At 74.1% G+C, this 18,227-nt stretch carries 15 protein-coding genes and 2 pseudogenes; 9 read left to right on the top strand and 8 right to left on the bottom strand.

Features of this window, described 5'->3' with window-relative positions; all coding sequences use genetic code 11:
• Positions 1–51: 51 nt before the first annotated feature.
• The 5 genes from LPU43_RS14455 to folP form a co-directional block, all read right to left on the bottom strand.
• Complete coding sequence (locus LPU43_RS14455) at positions 52–1,284, bottom strand: ABC transporter permease (RefSeq protein ID WP_229400915.1); 1,233 nt, start codon at positions 1,282–1,284, stop codon at positions 52–54.
• Positions 1,285–1,402: 118 nt separating this feature from the next.
• Positions 1,403–1,942: a DUF3180 domain-containing protein gene (locus LPU43_RS14450; RefSeq protein WP_229400914.1), complete on the bottom strand. Its 540-nt coding sequence runs from the start codon at positions 1,940–1,942 to the stop codon at positions 1,403–1,405.
• A 19-nt stretch (positions 1,943–1,961) separates the two neighbouring features.
• Positions 1,962–2,489 (bottom strand): 2-amino-4-hydroxy-6-hydroxymethyldihydropteridine diphosphokinase, encoded by a 528-nt coding sequence (gene folK / locus LPU43_RS14445; protein ID WP_229400913.1) that lies wholly within the window; start codon positions 2,487–2,489, stop codon positions 1,962–1,964.
• The gene (gene folB / locus LPU43_RS14440; protein ID WP_229400912.1) at positions 2,486–2,878 is read right to left on the bottom strand and encodes a dihydroneopterin aldolase; all 393 of its coding nucleotides are present in this window, start codon (positions 2,876–2,878) and stop codon (positions 2,486–2,488) included. The genes folK and folB overlap by 4 nt, the downstream gene beginning before the upstream one ends.
• Entirely contained in the window at positions 2,875–3,867 is a 993-nt protein-coding gene (gene folP, locus LPU43_RS14435) for a dihydropteroate synthase (protein ID WP_229400911.1), read from the bottom strand. Before folP ends, folB begins: the two co-directional genes overlap by 4 nt.
• 354 nt (positions 3,868–4,221) lie before the next feature.
• On the opposite strand from folP, the gene LPU43_RS14430 reads away from it, so the two are divergent.
• The 7 genes from LPU43_RS14430 to LPU43_RS14400 are packed head-to-tail and all read left to right on the top strand — an operon-like array spanning position 4,222 to position 12,584.
• Entirely contained in the window at positions 4,222–4,536 is a 315-nt protein-coding gene (locus LPU43_RS14430; protein ID WP_229400910.1) for a hypothetical protein, read from the top strand.
• A 10-nt stretch (positions 4,537–4,546) separates the two neighbouring features.
• Positions 4,547–4,909 carry a hypothetical protein gene (locus tag LPU43_RS14425; RefSeq protein WP_229400909.1) on the top strand — a complete coding sequence of 121 codons (363 nt, stop codon included), beginning with the start codon at positions 4,547–4,549 and terminating at the stop codon, positions 4,907–4,909.
• Between the two features lie 49 nt (positions 4,910–4,958).
• Complete coding sequence (locus LPU43_RS14420; RefSeq protein ID WP_229400908.1) at positions 4,959–8,303, top strand: ATP-binding protein; 3,345 nt, start codon at positions 4,959–4,961, stop codon at positions 8,301–8,303.
• Between the two features lies 1 nt (position 8,304).
• Positions 8,305–10,266: an MFS transporter gene (locus LPU43_RS14415; protein ID WP_229400907.1), complete on the top strand. Its 1,962-nt coding sequence runs from the start codon at positions 8,305–8,307 to the stop codon at positions 10,264–10,266.
• Positions 10,263–10,820 (top strand): hypothetical protein, encoded by a 558-nt coding sequence (locus LPU43_RS14410; RefSeq protein ID WP_229400906.1) that lies wholly within the window; start codon positions 10,263–10,265, stop codon positions 10,818–10,820. Before LPU43_RS14415 ends, LPU43_RS14410 begins: the two co-directional genes overlap by 4 nt.
• Positions 10,817–11,971: a M23 family metallopeptidase gene (locus tag LPU43_RS14405; RefSeq protein ID WP_229400905.1), complete on the top strand. Its 1,155-nt coding sequence runs from the start codon at positions 10,817–10,819 to the stop codon at positions 11,969–11,971. Before LPU43_RS14410 ends, LPU43_RS14405 begins: the two co-directional genes overlap by 4 nt.
• Before the next feature lie 13 nt (positions 11,972–11,984).
• Positions 11,985–12,584: a hypothetical protein gene (locus tag LPU43_RS14400; RefSeq protein ID WP_229400904.1), complete on the top strand. Its 600-nt coding sequence runs from the start codon at positions 11,985–11,987 to the stop codon at positions 12,582–12,584.
• A gap of 6 nt (positions 12,585–12,590) precedes the next feature.
• Here the strand turns inward: LPU43_RS14400 and LPU43_RS14395 are convergent, their stop codons facing one another.
• On the bottom strand, positions 12,591–13,154 hold the full coding sequence (locus LPU43_RS14395; RefSeq protein WP_229401106.1) for an Rv0361 family membrane protein: 564 nt from the start codon (positions 13,152–13,154) through the stop codon (positions 12,591–12,593).
• Between the two features lie 220 nt (positions 13,155–13,374).
• Between LPU43_RS14395 and LPU43_RS14390 the strand changes: the two genes are divergently transcribed.
• Both LPU43_RS14390 and LPU43_RS14385 read left to right on the top strand, forming a co-directional pair.
• Positions 13,375–15,987: an FtsK/SpoIIIE domain-containing protein gene (locus LPU43_RS14390; protein ID WP_229400903.1), complete on the top strand. Its 2,613-nt coding sequence runs from the start codon at positions 13,375–13,377 to the stop codon at positions 15,985–15,987.
• A pseudogene (locus LPU43_RS14385) lies at positions 15,984–16,613 on the top strand (hypothetical protein); the annotation flags it as partial. The gene LPU43_RS14390 and the pseudogene LPU43_RS14385, both read left to right, overlap by 4 nt.
• 412 nt (positions 16,614–17,025) lie before the next feature.
• Here LPU43_RS14385 and folE read toward each other — a convergent pair.
• Positions 17,026–17,652, bottom strand: a complete 627-nt coding sequence (folE, locus tag LPU43_RS14380) for a GTP cyclohydrolase I FolE (protein WP_229400902.1) — start codon at positions 17,650–17,652, stop codon at positions 17,026–17,028.
• 71 nt (positions 17,653–17,723) lie between these two features.
• A pseudogene (locus LPU43_RS14375) lies at positions 17,724–18,227 on the bottom strand (ATP-dependent zinc metalloprotease FtsH); the annotation flags it as partial.

Below are 18,227 nucleotides of genomic sequence, written 5' to 3'. Positions count from 1 at the left end.
CCGGACGCGGCCCGACCGGCGGCGGGACGTCCCCCGGTGCCGGCGGCGGGATCACTGGTCGCCGGAGTCCCAGCGCTGCGGGGGGCTGTCCCAGCGAGGCGTGTCCCAGGGGTCGGCGGGCGGGTCGTCGGCGCGGGTGGGCGGCACGGTCGGCCAGTCGTCGACCGGCGCGGGGCGCGCCACCGACCAGCCGGAGCTGATCGGGCCGTCGCCGTGCGGGCGGGCCTCCGGGTCCCCGTCCGCCGGCCGGGGCCGCCCGTACGCCTCGACCAGCCGGGTGATCACCAGGCCGGCGCCGAGCGCGGCCCCGCCGACCACCCAGCGGCTCACCGTCCAGCCCCGCGCCTCCACCCAGGTGAACAGCACGGTGACCAGGCTGACCGCGAGCACGGTGCCGAAGATCCCGCCGCGCCGCCCGTACGCGCTGGTGCCGGCGAGCAGCGCGGCGCCGACGGCGAGCGCCGTCCAGCCCAGCCCCTCGGTCGGCACGATCGGCCCGTCGGCGTTCGTGGCGAGCAGGACGCCGGCCAGCATGGCCAGCACGGTGGAGGTGACGAAGGCGGCCAAGACCACGGTGGTCGCGACGGCACCCCGGCGGCGGGCCGGGTCGGCCACCGGCCGGAACCGGCCGACCAGCCGACGCACCGGGTGGATCGCCCCGAACAGGCCGCCGAGCACCGCCACCGCGGCGAAGCCGGCGAAGAGGTGGAAGGCGTTCTCCCGGGGGTCGTACCCGGCCTGCACCAGCACCGGGTCGGCGCGCCGCTGGATGTAGACCACGACGCCCGCCGCGGCGGCCAGGCTCGCCGCCCAGCCCGGCACGTGCAGCACGACCACGGCCAGCCCGACGACCAGCCCACCGAGGGCGGCCACCGCCGCCGCGTGGCCCAGCGCGACCTCCACCCCACGGTCGCCCTGCTCGGCGACGTGCAGCGCGGCGGCGACCGCGACCGGGCCGACCGCGAGGTTCACCGCCGCCGTGCGCAGGCTCAGGCCGGCGGCCAGGACCAGCAGCCCCACCGCCACCACGTCGACCAGCAGGACGCGCAGGCCGTCGCCGCGCAGGGCGGCCGGGCCGTCCCGCCAGAGCAGCCAGGTCAGCACGGCCAGGCCGGCGGCCAGCACCAGTTCCCAGGCGACGTGTACGCCGACGCGGTCCCGCCCCGGCTCGCCGTGGGCCGGGTCGTCGAAGCCGTGCTCGACCACGGACGCGGGCACCCCGGAGATCGGCACTCCGGACGAGGGCTCCACCGGGGCGTCGCGGCCCGGATCGTCGTACCCCATGACGCGTGCCCTCCCCAGGTCACGGCCGCAGGGTCCGACCCGGACGGACCGGGGCGGCCGTTGCTCGCCGGTCGCCAGGCACGGTACCCGCGCTCCGGGCCGGGCGTAACCCCCGCGATCAGCGCTGGCCGGGCCGGCTCTCCCGCTGGTCGGTGTCGCGCTCGTCCTCCGGCCGTTCCGGCACCCGGCAGGACCGTTCCAGCCAGAGCGCGGCGGCCACCAGCGCCAGCCCGGCGAGCAGCCCGGCCCCGGCGGCCGGGCGGTCCTCGACGGCCGCCCGGGTGCGCTCGACGAAGAGCCACCCGGTCAGCCCGGCGTAGAAGCCGGCGAAGATCGCTCCGGCCAGCGCGGACGCCTTCGCCAGCACCACGAACCGGGCCACCAGCAGCGGGTTGACCGGGTCGCGGCCCGGCCTGCGCTCGATCCGGCCCCGGGTGTTGACCGCCGCGTACGCCTCCAACACCGCCAGCGCGGCCAGCGTGACCACCGGCAGCCAGGGCAGCCGGGGGATGCCGCTGTAGTAGAGGGCGCTGATCAGCAGCCAGGCCACCGCAGCGGCGGCCAGGCCGGCGACGACCAGGGTGGAGATCCGGGTGGGGCCCATCCTGAAGCGGTCGGGGTCCGTCCCGCGCGGCGGCGGGGACTGCGCCTGGCTCATGCCGACCGGCTCCACTGGCTCATGCCGACGACTCTAACGCCAGATCCGGCCGGGGACTCAGTTCCAGGGCGTCCCCCGCCACCGGCTCGGCGTTGAGCAGGTCGGTCAGCCAGCCGTGCCCGGGCAGCCGCCCGTACGGCTGGATGTCGATCCACGGGCGGAGCACGAAGGCCCGCAGGTGGGCCCGGGGGTGCGGGAGGGTCAGCTCGGGGTCGTCGCTGAGCACCGGCTCGTCGTCGGGGCCCCAGACGGCGACGACGTCGACGTCTAGGGTGCGGGGGCCGAACCGACGCCCCGGGTCGCGCTCCCGCCCCGCCCGTCGCTCGGCGGCCCGGGCCCGTTCCAGCCAGTCGCGCGGGGCCGCCGCCGGGTCCCCGGCCAGCACCACCGCGTTCAGGTACGCCGGCTGGTCGGCGTCGCCCCAGGGCGGCGTCTCGTAGACGCCGGAGGTCATCAGCACCGCCCCGCCGAGGGAGTCCACCGCCGAGCGCAGGTGGGCCAGCCGATCGCCGAGGTTGCTGCCGAGGGAGAGCAGCGCGCGGGTCACCAGGCGCCCCCGGCCTCTGCCGTCCGGTCGGTCCGCGTCCGCGTCATGGTGACCGCCACGTCGGTGAAGGCGTGCGGGACGGGGGCCTCGGGCTTGTGCACGGTGACCGTCGCCCGCGCCACCCGGGGGTCGGCCAGGCAGATCGCCAGCAGCCGGTCGGCGAGCGTCTCGATGAGGTTCACCGGTTCCCCGGTCAGCACCGCCACCAGCCGGTCGGCCAGCTCCCCGTAGTGGACCGTGTCGGCCACCTCGTCGGAGCGGGCGGCCGGCGCGAGATCCAGTTCGAGTACGGCGTCGACGACGAACTCCTGCCCCCGTTCGCGCTCGAAGTCGTAGACGCCGTGCCGGCCGTGCGCCCGCAGGCCGGTCAGCGTGATCCGGTCGGTCACCGGTCTGCCTCCTTCTCTCCCTGGCCGGCCGGGCGGCCCGGCTGTTCCCCCGGCTCCGCCGAGTTTCCCGGCGTTCCCGGGCGGCCCGGCTGCTCCCCCGGCTCCCCCGGGCGGTCCGGCTGCTTCCCCGGCTTCGTCGGGCTGTTCGCGGCGACGAGTCGCGGGCTGCCGCTGGCCCGCCAGACGGCCAGCGCGTCGACGGTGCCGAGGACGTCGTGCACGCGTACCCCCCAGGCTCCGGCCGCCACCGCGAGCAGGCTGGTGGCGACGGTGGCCGCCTCCCGGCCGCCGGTGGGCCGGGGGGTTCCGTCGCGGTCGACGAGCAACCGCCCGAGGTACGACTTGCGGCTGGCCCCGAAGAGCAGCGGAAAGCCGAGTTGCAGCAGCTCCGGCAGGCGGGCCGTGAGCTGCCAGTTGTGCTCGGCGGTCTTGGCGAAGCCGAGGCCCGGGTCGATCACGATCCGGTCGGCGGCCACTCCGGCGGCCAGCGCCCCGTCGACCCGCTGGGCCAGCTCGGCCCGGACGTCGGTCACCACGTCGGCGTAGTGCGCCAGGTCGCGCATCGTGCGGGAGTGCCCCCGCCAGTGCATCAGCACCCAGGGGCAGCCGGCGTCCCGGACCACCCGGGCCATGTCGACGTCGGCGAGGCCGCCGGAGACGTCGTTGACCACCGTCGCCCCCGCCGCCAGGGCGGCCTCGGCGACCCTGGCCCGGCTGGTGTCGATGCTCACCGGGACACCGGCCGCGGCGAGTTCCCGGACGACCGGCACCACCCGGGCCGTCTCGGTCTCGGCGTCCACCCGGTCGGCCCCCGGCCGGGTCGACTCGCCCCCGACGTCCACCAGGTGCGCGCCCTCGCTGCGCAGTCGCACGCCCTGTGCGACCGCGGCGCCGAGATCGGCGTATCGGCCACCGTCGGAGAAGGAGTCGGGCGTGACGTTCAGGACGCCCATCACCACCGGGGCCTGCGCCCGTACCAGATCGGTCACGACTGCACCGTACCGGTCGCCCGGGCGGCCTCCCACGGCCCGGTATGGCGGGTCCACGACGGCCCTGACATGGGCATTGGAACACGTGTACTATCGGTCGTTCGGGGCTTTCGGGGTCGACTCTTCGCGGCTTGTCGCAAAGGGGGGCGGCCCGTACCCTTTGGAATTGCCCAGCAGCGAGACGGCGGAGCCTGGAGGGAGGGCCGAAGCGGGAAAAATCCCCCCAAAGCTCGCCACTCTCTGTGGTGGACGACGGACGCAGGGTCGCCGACGCTGCGTCGAAACAGCACCATCCCGCCAGGCTTGCCTACTGCACCGCCGCGGCTCCGCCGGCCGCGATATGGGGAGGTTCCAGTGATCGCCATCGAGCTGATGGAGACGGCGTCGTCCGGCGTCGCCCACGCGCTCCACACCCTGGCGTCGACTCCACTCGCCGAGCCGGCTCCGAAGGGCATCAACACCAACGGTGTCGTCACCTTCTTCGCCAGCAAGATCGCGCCGATCCTGCTGGCCGTGCTCGGCGTCATCTTCATCGGCCGGGCCAGCCGGGGTGAGATCTCCAAGGTCCTGACCAGCTCCGCGATCGCGATCGTCGGGCTGGCCTTCATCGCCGGAGCGGCCACACTCTTCTTCGTCGGTGACTACCTGATCGACCTGATCTTCGAATAGGCGCGGGCAGATGCGGCTGCGCACCGACGACGACATCTACCGGGCACGCCTGGTCTACCTCGGGCCGCCCGGCTACACCCTGCCCGTCCACCTCCCGTACGCCCAGTACGGGCTGTTCATGCTCCTCGTGCCCCTCTACATGTTCATCCACTGGTTGTTCACGATGCAGGTCGAGATCTTCCCCGCCTGGGAGATCGCGCTCGCCATCGTGACCACCTCGTTCATCTTCCGGCACGTCGACCCGGACCGGCCCGCGCGCATGGTGATCCGCACCGCGCTGACCGACTGGCGACGCACCCGGGAGCCGGCCGCCGAGCAGCGCGACCCGCGCATGGTGGCGAGCCGGATCAGGATCCGGGAGGAACTGGCATGACCCGGCGTAAGCCGATCGGGCGCAAGCAGCACGCGGATGAGGCGGTGGCATGAATCGCTCCTCCATGCCGGGTTCCCCGGCAGGACGTCAGGCCGCCCCGCACGGTAACCGTGCGCGGTCGTTCAACTACCCCTCCGACGAGGGGCTGGACGAGGTCGCCCTCGACCCAGCGCTCGCCACGACGCCAGGTCACGGCCGGGTCGGGGTCTTCCAGGCCCCCCGGCCCGCCCCCGGGCGCGCCGCCACGCCCGCCCCGGAACCGCCCGCGCCGGCGGTCGCCGACAACCCCGACATCGACTCGCCGTTCCTCGACCTCTTCGGCGGCGCCCGCCCGGCGCCCCGGCCCGCGCTGCCCGCGTCGCCCCGGCCCACCGGCCGGGAGCTGCCCGCACCGTCCCGCGAGCACCCGGCGATCCCCCACCAGCAGCCGGCCGCCGCGGCGCCGCCGGCCCGCCCGGAGATCCCGCCGGCCCCCGTCGTGCGGCCCCCCGCCGCGCCGCAGGCCCGCCCCCGAGTCCCCCAGCAGCCGGCGGACCGGCTGCCGGCCGTCCGCCCGGGCCCCGAGCCCGGGCCGCCCTCCCCCCCGGCCGTGTCCGCCCCGCCTGCGGCGGCCCCGCCCACCGGCCTCGACGACGAGACGTACGGCTGGCGCGACGTCGAGCCGCCCGCGCCCCGACACCCGGAGCGGAACCCGCGCCCCGCGCCCGAGCCGACGCCGCCCCCCGCCGGCCGCGAGGTCGCCCCGCCCCGGCAGCGCACGCCCGACCGGCGGGAGCGGTCCGGCAAGCCCGCGAAGCCGACCAAGCCCGCAAAGCCGGTCAAGCCGCCGAAGATCAAGTTCGGGGACCGGGACCCGTCGGTCGACCTGGCCATCACCGAGATCGCCGGCCACCTGACCTTCACCCCCAACACCGTCACCGCGTGGTACTGGCTGCCCGAGGTGCGCTGGGCGTTCCGACCGGACGCCGAGCGGGAGGCCCTCCTCGCCGCGATCTCCGAGCAGTACGCCGGCCTCGCCGGATTCCGGCTGCACCTGCGCCGCACCACCCGGCCCTTCCCGGCCGACGAGTGGGCCCGCACCGTCGACGCCCACACCGCGGCCCCGCTTCCCGACGTGCCCGGCACCGCCAGTTGGGCAGACCACCTGGTCGCCGCCCAGCGGCACCTGCTCTCGGTCAACCACGCCGAAGGGCAGACCTACCTCGGGGTCACCTTCGCCCGGCGCTCGCTGGGCAACTCCCTCTCCGAGCGGCTGCTGCGCACCTTCGGCCGGGGCGTCGCCGAGGGCGAACGCCGCAAGCTCGGCCGCACCGTGGAGCAGTTCGACGAGGTGCTGGGCGCGTTCGGCATGCGCGGGCGGCGGGTGACCGCCCAGGAACTGGAGTGGCTGCTCTACCGCTCGGTCGCGCTCTGCATGGCCCCGCCCGGCACGCTGTCCCCCGTCACCAACGGCCGGTGGGAGCGCGGGGACCTGCTCGCCCTCACCGAGCAGGTGGAACGCTACCGCACCCCGTACGGGTCGACGGTGAAGCTCATCAACCGGATGACCGGCGAGGAACGGCACGTGGCCGTCCTCGCGGTGGGCCGGATGGAGCCCCTGGAGATCCCCGAGCGGCACGAGCCCTGGCTGCACTTCCACGAGCGGCTGCCCTGGCCGATGGAGATCTCCACGCGGGTCGACATCCTCGGCTCCAACGACTCGTTCCGTAATCTCGAACACCGGCTGCGGATGATCCGCTCCCAGCAGCTCGACTACGCCGAGCACGGCATCGACGCCCCGCCCGAGCTGGAGCGGCTGGCCAAGCGCGCGCTGGTGATCGGCGACGAGATGACCACCGGCCTGCCGGTCGACTCCGCGCGGGCCCACGGCTGGCACCGGATCGCCGTCGGCGGTCGGACCCGGGAGGAGTGCCTGGAGCGGGCCCGGAGGCTGATCCAGCTCTACTCCCGCGAGCTGCGCATCTCGCTGCAGCACCCGAAGAACCAGGACTGGTTGGCCCGGGAGTTCGTCCCCGGCGAGCCCATCGCCAACACCGGGTACGTCCGCCGGATGCCGGTCAACCTGCTCGCCGCCGCGCTGCCGCAGGCCGCGTCCACGGTGGGCGACCGGCGCGGCGACCTGATCGGGCGGACTGCCGGCACCTGCCGCCGGCCGGTCTTCCTCGACCTGCACTTCCCGATGGAGGTGCGGGAACGCTCCGGGCTCGCGGTCTTCGTCGCCGAGCCCGGCGGCGGCAAGTCCACCCTGCTCGGCGCGCTTGGCTACCTGGCCGCCCGGCGGGGGGCGCAGGTGACGCTGCTCGACCCGTCCGGCCCGCTGGCCCGGCTCTGCGCCATGCCGGAGCTGCGGCCGTACTCGCGGGTGCTGAACCTGACCGGCTCCGAGCAGGGGACGCTGGCCCCGTACGCGCTCATCCCGACGCCGCTGCGCAGCGAGTTCGGCACCGGCGCCGCCGGTGACCGGGAGTTCGAGATCGCGGTCTCCAACGCCCGCGCCGAGCGCCGGATGCTGGTGCAGGACATCTGCATGATGCTGGTGCCGCCGCAGGTGGCCCGGGAGGCGTCCACCGCCACCCTGTTCCGGCACGCCGTCCGGCAGGTGCCGGCGGAGGAGACGTCCACCCTGGACGACGTGGTCGCCTGCCTCGGGCAGCTCGACGACGACGCCGGCAAGGAGCTGGCCAACCTCCTGCTGGACACCGCCGAGATGCCGCTGGCCATGCTCTTCTTCGGCCGGCCGCCGGAGGGGCTGCTCGGCGCCGACGCCGCGCTGACCGTGATCACCATGGCCGGCCTGCGGCTGCCCGACCTCAAGATCGAGCGCGAGTACTGGTCGGCCGAGGAGGCGCTCGCGCTGCCCATGCTGCACACCGCCCACCGGCTCGCGGTACGCCGCTGCTACGGCGGGTCGATGTCCTCCCGGAAGCTGGTCGGCCTGGACGAGGCGCACTTCATGGAGGGCTGGCGCTCCGGCCGCTCCTTCCTCGTCCGGCTCGCCCGCGACTCCCGCAAGTGGAACCTCGCCGCGCTGGTCGCCTCGCAGAACCCGAAGGACATCCTCGGCCTCGACGTGCAGAACCTGGTCTCCACCGTCTTCGTCGGCCGGATCGCCGAGGACTCCGAGATCGCCTCCGAGGCGCTGCGGCTGCTCCGCGTCCCGGTCAACGACGGGTACGAGGCGACACTGGCCTCACTGTCGACCGCCGACGCCACATCCGCCGCCCGGCTCGGCTTCCGCGAGTTCGTCATGCGGGACGTCGACGGGCGGGTGCAGAAGGTCCGGGTGGACGTGTCGTACGTCGACGGGCTGCTGGACCACCTGGACACCACCCCCGCTGCGGCTGCTGCAGCCGCCGGGCAACTGCCGACCCACCTGCCGGACCTGGAGGCGTGACATGGCGAGGGTGCGGGCCCGAATAGCGGCGTTCCTCCTCGCGCTCGGCGTACTCGCGGGGGCCACAGTCGGCTGGCCGGTGGTGGGCGGCGAGGCGGCGTACGCGGCCCCGCCGGTGACCCAGGCACGGGCGGACCTGTGCAGCACCCAGGAATGGCAGGCCGACTTCCGCTCCTGCGTCAACAAGCTGACCAAGGTCAGCGAGGACCAGGTCAAGTGCCGCAACGCCCCCGTCCCCTCGGCGCCCGACTCCGGCATCGCCGGCTGGTTCGCCAGCCGGCCGGACTCCGCCAAGCTTCCCGGCCCCAAGGGCCTCTACAGCGACTACGGGTACGCGGGATACAGCTTCCCCACGTACGACATGCCGGGCGGCTGTGCCTCCGCAGTGATCCATGCGGACTACAAGTTCACCACGACGGTGGCGAACGGCGAGTTCATGATCGCGACCGCCATCATCGGGGGCTCGAACGCGCTGCGTGAGCGGGCCTGGAACCCCCGGTCGATGTGGGCGTGGGCCGACCCGCTGGTGGAGCAGGCCACCAAGGCCGTCTACCAGAAGGTCTTCAGCGTCTTCGGCATCATCACGCTCTGCGTGGTGGGCCTCTACCTGCTCTGGCGCTCCCGCCAGTCGGACATGAGCAACGCGATGACCACGGCCGGCTGGGCCCTGCTGGTGATGGTGGCGGTCACCGCCCTGGCCGCGTGGCCGGTCAAGTCCGCGAACATCGCCGATGGCACACTCATCACCACCCTCGGCGTAGTCCACGACGCTGTCGGCCCAGCTACCAAGGACGTACCAGCCGACAAGTGCGCGCTGCCAAACCCTGATGCTTGTCTTGACAAACGCCCTCCTGCGGTGCGGGCGAGTGATACCGCGACCGAGTCCATGCTCTACCGCAACTGGCTGCGGGGAGTGCTCGGCACCGCCGACAGCGAGACGGCCAAGAAGTACGGCCCGGCGCTCTACGACGCGAAGTCGATCTCCTGGGAGGAGGCCGAGAAGCTCCGTGCCAACCCGGCCACCCGGGAAACGACCCTCGATGCCAAGCAGCAGCAGTGGGCCCGGGTCGCCGAGCTGATCAAGACCGAGGACCCCGAGGCGTACGAGTACCTCCAGGGCATCCGGGACATGGACCGGGTGGGTTCCGGCTTCATCGCCGTGCTCGCCGCGCTGCTCTTCGCGATGTTCGACCTGACCGCCTCGGTCCTGGTCCTGCTCGGCTTCCTCATCTTCCGGTGGGCGGTGATCGCGGCGCCGATCCTGGGCACGGTGGGACTGATGCGTCCGGCCAGTGCCGGGCTGCGGCGGTTGGCCAACGCCGTCGTCGCCGCCGTGTTCAATGTCGCCATCTTCGGCACCGGAGCGGCCATCTACCTCTTCGCCGTAGATCTGATCATGAGCACGGCCTCCCTGCCGGGCTGGCTGCAGGTGGTGCTGGTCTGGCTCTGCGGAGTGGTGGGCTGGTTGCTGCTGCGCCCGTACCGGCGGATCACCCAGCTCGGCGGGAAGGACAGCAGCGAGGCGGTCAGCTCGGCCGGCTCGTGGCACCGGCGGTTCTTCCGCGACATGCGCACCGCTGCCCGACTGGACGTCGCAGAACCGGGCGGCACGGCCGAGCCAACCATGGGTCGACGGCGAGGCAACACGTCGGAGCAGACTCGGCTCAGGCCGGAGAGCCGGCACGAGGACCCGAGCCACACCGTCGTTGCCGCTGACGCCACTGCGGACACGAACCAACGTCAGCGGCCGGACGGGCGCGAGCGCCCCGACGAGGCAACCGCGCCCGATGAGCAGACCACCCCACGCCCCACAGCACCGCGACCTCGGCGTCGCCAGCCGGCGACCTGGACCGAGCCGGACGTGCCCGAGGAGAGCCCCTCCTTCGTCGTCTACCGGCCCGGCTCGGTCGAACCCGCCGCGCCTCGCCCCGCCTCGCCACGGATTCGCACCGAGGCGCGGTGACGGCGATGCGACGTGCGCTGGAATTCCTTTTCACTCGGCTTCTGCGGTCCCGGCTGGGCATCGCCCTGGGAATCGGAATCCTCGTGGTCGGCGCGGTCGGAACCGCTCGGTTGGTCTCCGGGCCGGGTGATCCGACTTCGGGTCTGAGCAATCGCCCGAGCCAGCCGATCACTACCGTCGACCCGGCCGCGGGTGACGACGGCGTGGTGGGGAGCACCACGCCGCCGACACCGTCCACCCGGCCAGGCACACCAACCCCGGAGCAGATCGCAGACCGATTCACCGCCACCTGGCTGAGCGGTCGCGGCGACAGTGCCGACGAGTGGCATGCCGCCCTGCGACCGCTCTCCACGCCCGAGCTGACCGAGAAGCTCGCCGGGGCCGATCCCTCGGGGGTCCCGGCTGAGCGGACGACCGGCGAAGCGAGTCTGCGACTTCGGACGGGGACCTTCGTCGAGGTGCTGGTACCGCTCGATACCGGACGGCTCCGACTGGAGCTGGTGGCCCCCGACGGAAAGTGGCTGGTCGACGCCGTGGACTGGGAGCGGGCATGAGCGAGCACACCGGAGATGTCAGCAGCCCTGGCCGCAGGCAGCTGCGGCTGGGCGCGGTGGCCGTCGCACTGACCGCCACCCTCGCGCTGCTCTGCTGCACAGGCGGGACCGCCGCGTTCTTCCTCACCGAGCTGAGCGGCGGTCGTGACGCCCTCTCCCCGGAAGCCCAGTCCGCCTGCGGCCGGACGCACCAGGTCAAGATCTCCGGCACCATGCCCCGCTTCGCCCAGTACGGAGACAGCCAGATCCGCAACGCGGCCGTCATCATCAAGGTCGGGTCGGACATGAAGGTGCCGCCTCGCGGCTGGGTCATCGCCGTAGCCACTGCCATGCAGGAATCCGCCCTGCGAAACCTCGGCCACCTGGGCAGCCGCAACGACCACGACTCGGTGGGCCTCTTCCAACAGCGTCCCAGCCAGGGCTGGGGAACGCCGCAGCAGCTGCAGGACCCGTCCTACTCGTCCCGGAAGTTCTATGAAAAGCTGGTGAAGGTCCCGAATTGGGAGCAGCTTTCGCTGACCCGGGCGGCCCAGCGGGTGCAGGTGAGCGCGTTCCCTGACGCCTACGCCAAGCACGAGGAACTGGCGAGCAAGATCGTGGACGCGCTCGCCGGCGGCGCGGCCCGTACGGTGCAGATCGCGCAACGCAACGTCTGCAACGCCGCTGCCCGGGGTCAGATCGCCGCCTCGGGCTGGACGGCTCCCATCCCGGGCGGGGTCGGATCGGGGTTCCGCACGGCATCGCGGCCCAGCCACAACGGCGTGGACATCGGCGCGCCGAAGCGCACCCTGATCCGCGTCGCGGCGACCGGCCGGGTGCTCGTCGCGCGCTGCGACCCGGACAACAGCGGTCGTCTGAGCTGCAACGCGGACGGCTGGCCCGGCAAGGGCGGCTGCGGCTGGTTCGTCGACGTCCTGCACTCCGGCGGCTACGTCACCCGTTACTGCCACATGATCGTCAAACCTCGGGTGGTTCCCGGCCAGCTGGTCAAGGCGGGCGAAGTGATCGGGGAGGTCGGCAGCAGCGGAAACTCCTCCGGCCCACACCTGCACTTCGAGGTGCACCTCGACGGGGACCGGTCCCGCCGCAGCGCCATCGACCCGGCGCGGTTCATGCGGGACCGGGGCGCGCCGTTGAGCGGCAAGGCGTGAGGCTCGGGACCGCATGACCGGGCCGCTCCCCGACCCCTTCGCCGACCGGCCCGACTGGGCGCCCCTGCCACCCCGGCCCATCGAGATCGTGCCCGCCACCAGCGGGGTCGAGCTGCGGGGGCGGCGGGTCCTCATCGGGCTGCCGGGTCTCGGGTGGCGCGGTGACCTACGCGCCGACGAGCGAGTGGTGCAGAACAGCCGCACCTACGTGCCGGTCATCCCGGAGCAGGAGTGGTACCGAGCCGAGTCCGAACAGATGGAGGTCTTCGCTCCGCTCGTGCCGGTCGAGCGGGTCTGGGTGGAGGCCGTAGGGGAACGGCCAGCCATCCCCGCCGCCGGCGGCTCCGGCGTCAACCTGGTGTCCCTGGACGCGCCGGCCCACCGCGCGCCGACTCCCGTCTTCGAGACCGACGCCGTCACCGGTCGGCGGGTCGTGCACGTGGTCGACGGCGGTGAGCAACGGGACCTACGCGCCGTGACCGAGACCTACTCGGGCGCAGAAGGGGACATCTGCGTTCGGGTCACCCCGGAACTGGAGTGGTACCGCTGGGCCTGGCGGGGACAACCTCCGACCACCCTGGAGATACCGGTCCACCTGCTCTGGATCGAGTGATCCGCTTCAGCTGGCGAGAGCCCCGCTGCACACTCTCCAGCCGTCATCGACTCGCATAAGCTCGAACTGCCAAGACTGACGATCACTCTGCGAAATCCCAGCGACACGTGCGGATATGATCAAATCGACCCGGACCTGTGCTTGTCTCGCTTGCGACCGCACATCAAGTCTCCCCCAGCTGATAGCGAACGTTGTGGCAAAACGCTCTTCCCGGGCGACAAGATCCTCACGCAGCGCCCGAAGCTGGTTCAGCTCAGGGGCGTTGGAGGAGCAGGTGAACTGGTTGGCTTTGGTGTCGTTGCGGTCGACGAGAAAAGCGCGCAGGTAGTTGTCGACGGCCACGTCGGGGGCGGTGCGGTCCGGGGCGGTGGCGCGGTCGTACAGGACGAAGGCGGTGGCGACGCCGCCCACGAGGAGCAGCCCGAGCACCCCCGCGACCACGATGAGGACGGTTCGCAGCCGGCTTGGCGGGCGGACCGGAGCCGGCGGGCCGGCGGGGGGCGCCATCTGGTCCGGCGGGGTCCGCTGCGCCGGTACGCGGGAGACCTGGGAACCGGCGGGGGGCTGCACTGATTCCACCCCCTGAGGCTATCGGCTGGACGCCTCGTACCCAATGCCCCGGATGCCACCGATCGTGGTCGTTACCGGACCGTCGCGCGACGGGCGCCGCGAGCCCGTGCCGACAATCACCGGGGCCGCCAGCGCAGCGCCGTGGCGCATCCCGGAGGAGGGGCCGGACCTGGGATACCGTCACTGTTCGGGGAGGGGATGCCAGCCTCGGGAAGAGGGGGTGGACGCGGTGATCGGTCCGAGGACACGCGCGAACCGCGCCGCTGCCCTGCACCGGAAGGCGGAGGCGACGGCCGCCGCAGCCGCGGGCATCCTGGACGAGACCCGGCCGGCGCCGGCCGACCAGCGACGGCAGTACGAGTTGGCGGACCGGCTGCGCAGCGCGGCGGCCCTGCTGGCTCCGGGCTGGGCGGGGGCGCCGCTGGAGGCGGTCGCCCCGGAGGTGGCCTCGGGCGACGGCCCACCCCCGTTCGTCCGGGTCGGCATCGCCGCCCCGCTGGACGACGCGCGCTTCCCGGCGCTGGTGCCCCTGCTCGGCACCGGTCACCTGACGGTCGACGCCGATGCCCGGGACCCGCGCGTCGCCGGGCTGCTCCGGGCGGTCCTGCTGCGCCTGCTCGCCGCGACGCCCGCCGGCTGCCTGCTGGTCCGCGCCGTCGACGGGGCGCGGGCCGAGGCCGGCACCGGCCCGGGCGGGGCACCGGGGGGCACGTTCGCGCCGTTCGCCGCGCTCGCCGACGCCGGGCTGCTGCCCCCGCCCGCCGTGGACGTGGCCGGGCTGCGGGCGGTGCTCACCGAGGCGGAACAGTGGGTGTCGCCGGGCAGCGGACGGCCGCGCCGCCACGACCGGACACTGCTGCTGGTCGTCGCGGCGCTGCCGGAGCTGACCGGGCCGACGGACCTGGGCCGGATCGAGGCGCTGGCCGGGCAGGGGCCGTCCGCCGGCCTGCACCTCGTCGTCGCCGGCTGGCCCCCGGCCGGCCCGTACGCCGCCCGTGCGCCCCTGCCCCGGGCCACCCCGCTGGCCATGCGCAACGCGTACGCGCTCCTGGGCGACCCGCCCGGCACCTCGCTCGCCGGGCCTGGCGCGGAGCCCGGCGGGCTGAACTCGCCCGTTCTCGTCGACGAGGACCCGCCCCCGGCCCTGGTCGACGTCGTCTGTCAACGGCTCGCGGAGGAGATCGAGGCCGGGTCCCGGCTCAGCCTCACCGACCTGCTGCCCGGCCCGGACGAGCCACTGTGGGCGGCCAGCTCGGCGGAAGGCATCGCCACCACGGTCGGCGACGCCGCCGGCCGACCGGTGACGGTGGGGTTCACCGAGCTGACCCCGCACTGGCTGGTCAGCGGACGGTCCGGCGCGGGTCGCGCCGCGTTCCTCACCAACGTGCTGCTCGGCCTCTGCGCGCGGTACGGCCCGGACGAGTTGGTCCTGCACCTGGCCGATCTGGGCGACGGCGAGTCGTTCGCGGAGTTCCTCCAGATCGAGCGGGACCGGTCGTGGGTGCCGCAGGTGCGCTCGGCGGGTATGGCCGCCGACCCGGAGTACGTGGTGGGCCTCCTCGATGAGCTGGTCGCCGAGGTGCGACGCCGCGAGGAGGCCGGTCGGCGCGCCGGCGGGCAGCGGTTCGCCGCCCTGCGGGAGCACCAGTCCCTGCCCCGGCTGGTCTGCGTGATCGACAACGTTCCGCTCCTCCTCACCGACCGGGATGCGCTGGCCACGCGGTTGGACACCCTGGTTCGCGCCGGCCGGGCGTACGGTGTCCATCTCGTCCTCGCCGGGGAGGGTGACCTCGGCATCGCCGGCGGGCCGACGACCCGCGACTCACTGGCCGGGCAGTTCCCGGTGCGGGTCGCGCTGGCTGGCGGCGGGCCGGTGCTGGAGCCGAGCAACGACGCCGCGGCCGGGCTGCCGGTGGGCAGCGCGGTGGTGAATACGGCGGGCGGGCTCGGCGGCCCCCGGGGCGCGACCCGTGGGCACGAGCGGATGGTCCGCTTCCCCGACCCGCACGATGTCCCGGAGACCGTCGGCGAGCTGCGGCACCGGCTCTGGACGGCCCGCCCGGAGCGGTCGGCGCCCCCGGTCGTCTTCGCCGGTTGGGCGCGCCCGCTGCTGCGCAACGACCCCCGCTACCGGGCCGCGTTCGCCGGTCGGGCGCGGGTGCCGGCGGTCCTGCTGGGTCGGGCGGTGGACCCGTCCCGTTCCACGGTCGCGGTGTCGCTCGGTGCGTCCGCCGGCCGCAATCTCGCCGTCCTCGGCCCGGGTGGGGACGCCGCCGCGCTGCTGGCCACCGCGGCCCGCAGCGTCGCCGCGCACCATCCGCCGGGCGCGGCGCGGTTCGTCGTGGCGGCGCTCGGCGACGCCCCGGCGCCGGCGGCCGACGCGCTCGCCGCCGACCTGGCCGGACAGCACCGCGTGGACCGGGTCGACCTGCCGGGCCTGCTCGCCGCGATGGATGCCGACGAGCCGGGCTACCTCGTGGTCTTCCGGCTGGACGCGCCCGCCCCGAAAGAGTTGCCGCCGGAGCGGCTGCGGACCGTGCTCCGGGAGGGCCCGGCGGCCGGCCGGCACCTGCTCGGCTGGTGGCGCACGGTGCCACCGTTCACCGCGGTGGCGGGCCCGGAGGGCGAGGTCGACAAGCTGGCCGCCGTGGTGGCGGTGGGCGTGCCGGGGGCGCAGCTCGCGACGGTGTTCGCGCAGCCGGTGCAGTGGCGTCCCCGACCGGGCCGGGCGATGCTGTGGGACGGCCGGGACGAGCGCGGCGTCCTGCTGGTGCCGTTCGCCGAACCCACGCCCACCCCTCAGAACGACCACCCAGCCGAGGAGGGCGCATGAGCGGGGAGTCGACCAGCGCCGCCGACGCGCGGACGGTCGCCGGCCCGGTTCGGCAGCGCACCGGCGACGACGCGACGACCGCCCCACCCCGCCCGGTGGACGGCGAGGCGGCCTGGAGGGAGTACGTCGCCGCCGCGCGGCAGCTCGACGGGGTGCGCCGAGGCGCCACGACCGCCGCGACGGAGCAGGCGCGGGCGGTCCAGGCCGCCCGCGAGGAGCTGACCGGGGTACGCGAGCGGCTGGCGTCGCAGCGCTCCAGGCTGCGCGAGTCGGGCGTACCCCCGATCACGCTGGTACCCGCGCCGCCGGAGCTGAGCGAGGCAGCCCGGGAGATGCTCGCCGGGCCGACGGCGGTGCTGACGGCGCTGCGGGCGGCCCGCGACCGGGCCGACGCGGCGGACACCCTGCTGGCCGCGCGGGGTCCGCTCCCCGTCGCGACGTGGCCGCCACGAATCCGCAACCTGCTGGTGTACGGGCCGTTGGCGCTGGTCGTGCCGCTGCTCCAGGTGGCCGTCTACGCGGCGGCGGGCACCGGCCCGGCGAGTCTCGTCGCGCTCGTGTGCGGGCTGCCGATGCCGGCGGTCGCCTTCCTGGCCGGCTGGATCGGCGTCGGCCGCCTGTTCGGCCGGGTGCCCAACCGGCTCCCTGGGCAGTTCTCGGTGCGCAACGGCGGTCCCGGCCCGGCGGCAACGGTCGACAACCCAGCGGCCAACGATCCGGCGCCCGAGACCGACGCCGCGGCGGCACGAGCCAGCGACCCGGCCGTAGAGACCACCGCCGCCAGCCCGGCCGCGAACGCGGGCGCGACGGCCGGCCGCACCGCCGCCTTCGTGCCGGAGCGCGAGCCGTTCGGCGGCGGCCGGCTCGACCGCACGCCCCGGTGGGGTGCCCTGGTCTGCCTCGTTCCGGCGGTGCTGGCGACGGCCGGGATCGTGCTGGCGATGCTGGCCGGGTGAGCCCGGCGGGTCGGTAGGGAGGACGACGCCGGGCCGACCCCTACGGTCAGCCCGGCGTCAGCCGTGCAGGAGGTTCCCGCCGTCAGCGGGGGATGATCAGGGCCATCGCCTCGGCGCGCGACTTCGCGTCGTTCTGGAGCGTGCCGCGCACCGCCGAGGTGATCGTCTTCGCCCCGGACTTCTGGATGCCGCGCATCGCCATGCACATGTGCTCGCACTCGAGCACGACGATCACGCCACGCGGGGCGAGCCGGCTCATCAGCAGGTCGGCGATCTGCGCGGTGAGCCGCTCCTGGACCTGGGGCCGGCGGGCGAAGACCTCGACCAGGCGGGCCAGCTTGGACAGGCCGGTGATCCGGCCGTCCGGCCCGGGGATGTAGCCGATGTGCGCGCTGCCCCGGAACGGGAGCAGGTGGTGCTCGCAGAGGCTCATCACGTCGATGTCCCGGACCAGCACCAGCTCCTCGTGGTTGGCCTCGAAGGTGGTGCTGAGCACCTGCGCGGGGTCGACCCGCAGGCCGGCGAAGAGTTCGGCGTACGCGCGGGCGACCCGGGCCGGCGTGTTGAGCAGGCCGTCGCGGTCCGGGTCCTCCCCGACCGCGATCAGGATCTCGCGTACGGCCTTCTCGATCCGGCCGAGGTCGACGGACTCCTCGACCGGGCGCCCGGTCAACTTGCCGTTGATCAGGCGCGCGGCGAGGTAGTCCAAGCCGTCTGTGTCGGGCTCGGTCGACGAGGCACCCCGGGTGGGGGCCTCGTCGCCGATCGTCGGGTCGGTGCTCAGTGCGTACCGTCCGAGTTGTTCGAGCCCGGCGTGCCGCCGCCGACGGTCGCGCCGTCGGCCTCAGCCTGCGCCTTGAGCGCGTTCTTCTCGGCCGGGGTGAGCACCGGCGGCTCGGTGGAGGGCTGGCGCTTGCCGAAGCCGTTGTACGGGGCCATCGGCGGGCGCTTCACGACCCGGGCGCAGATCCGGGCCATGTCGGCCGTGGAGAGGGTCTCCTTCTCCATCAGCTCGAGCACGATGTTGTCCAGGACGTCCCGGTACTCCACCAGGATCTCCCAGGCCTCGTCGTGGGCCAGCTCGATCAGGGCCCGCATCTCGCTGTCGATCTCGGCGGCCACCGTGTCCGAGTAGTCCCGCTCGTGGCCCATGTTGCGGCCGAGGAACGGCTCGTCGCCGCTGGTGCCGTACTTGATCGCGCCGAGCTTGGAGCTCATGCCGTACTGCGTGATCATCGCGCGGGCCAGCCCGGTGGCCTTCTCGATGTCGTTGCCGGCGCCGGT

The sequence above is a fragment of the Micromonospora okii genome, from assembly GCF_020884795.1.
In the GTDB taxonomy this organism is placed as follows: domain Bacteria; phylum Actinomycetota; class Actinomycetes; order Mycobacteriales; family Micromonosporaceae; genus Micromonospora; species Micromonospora okii.
This window is presented reverse-complemented; position numbering and strand designations above follow the sequence as displayed.

Excerpts from the sequence above, each read along its gene's own strand:
- LPU43_RS14455 (WP_229400915.1), bottom strand. The coding sequence starts at position 1,284 with ATGGGGTACGACGATCCGGGCCGCGACGCCCCGGTGGAGCCCTCGTCC.
- LPU43_RS14450 (WP_229400914.1), bottom strand. The coding sequence starts at position 1,942 with ATGAGCCAGGCGCAGTCCCCGCCGCCGCGCGGGACGGACCCCGACCGC.
- LPU43_RS14425 (WP_229400909.1), top strand. The coding sequence starts at position 4,547 with ATGCGGCTGCGCACCGACGACGACATCTACCGGGCACGCCTGGTCTAC.
- LPU43_RS14420 (WP_229400908.1), top strand. The coding sequence starts at position 4,959 with ATGAATCGCTCCTCCATGCCGGGTTCCCCGGCAGGACGTCAGGCCGCC.
- LPU43_RS14415 (WP_229400907.1), top strand. The coding sequence starts at position 8,305 with ATGGCGAGGGTGCGGGCCCGAATAGCGGCGTTCCTCCTCGCGCTCGGC.
- LPU43_RS14405 (WP_229400905.1), top strand. The coding sequence starts at position 10,817 with ATGAGCGAGCACACCGGAGATGTCAGCAGCCCTGGCCGCAGGCAGCTG.
- LPU43_RS14400 (WP_229400904.1), top strand. The coding sequence starts at position 11,985 with ATGACCGGGCCGCTCCCCGACCCCTTCGCCGACCGGCCCGACTGGGCG.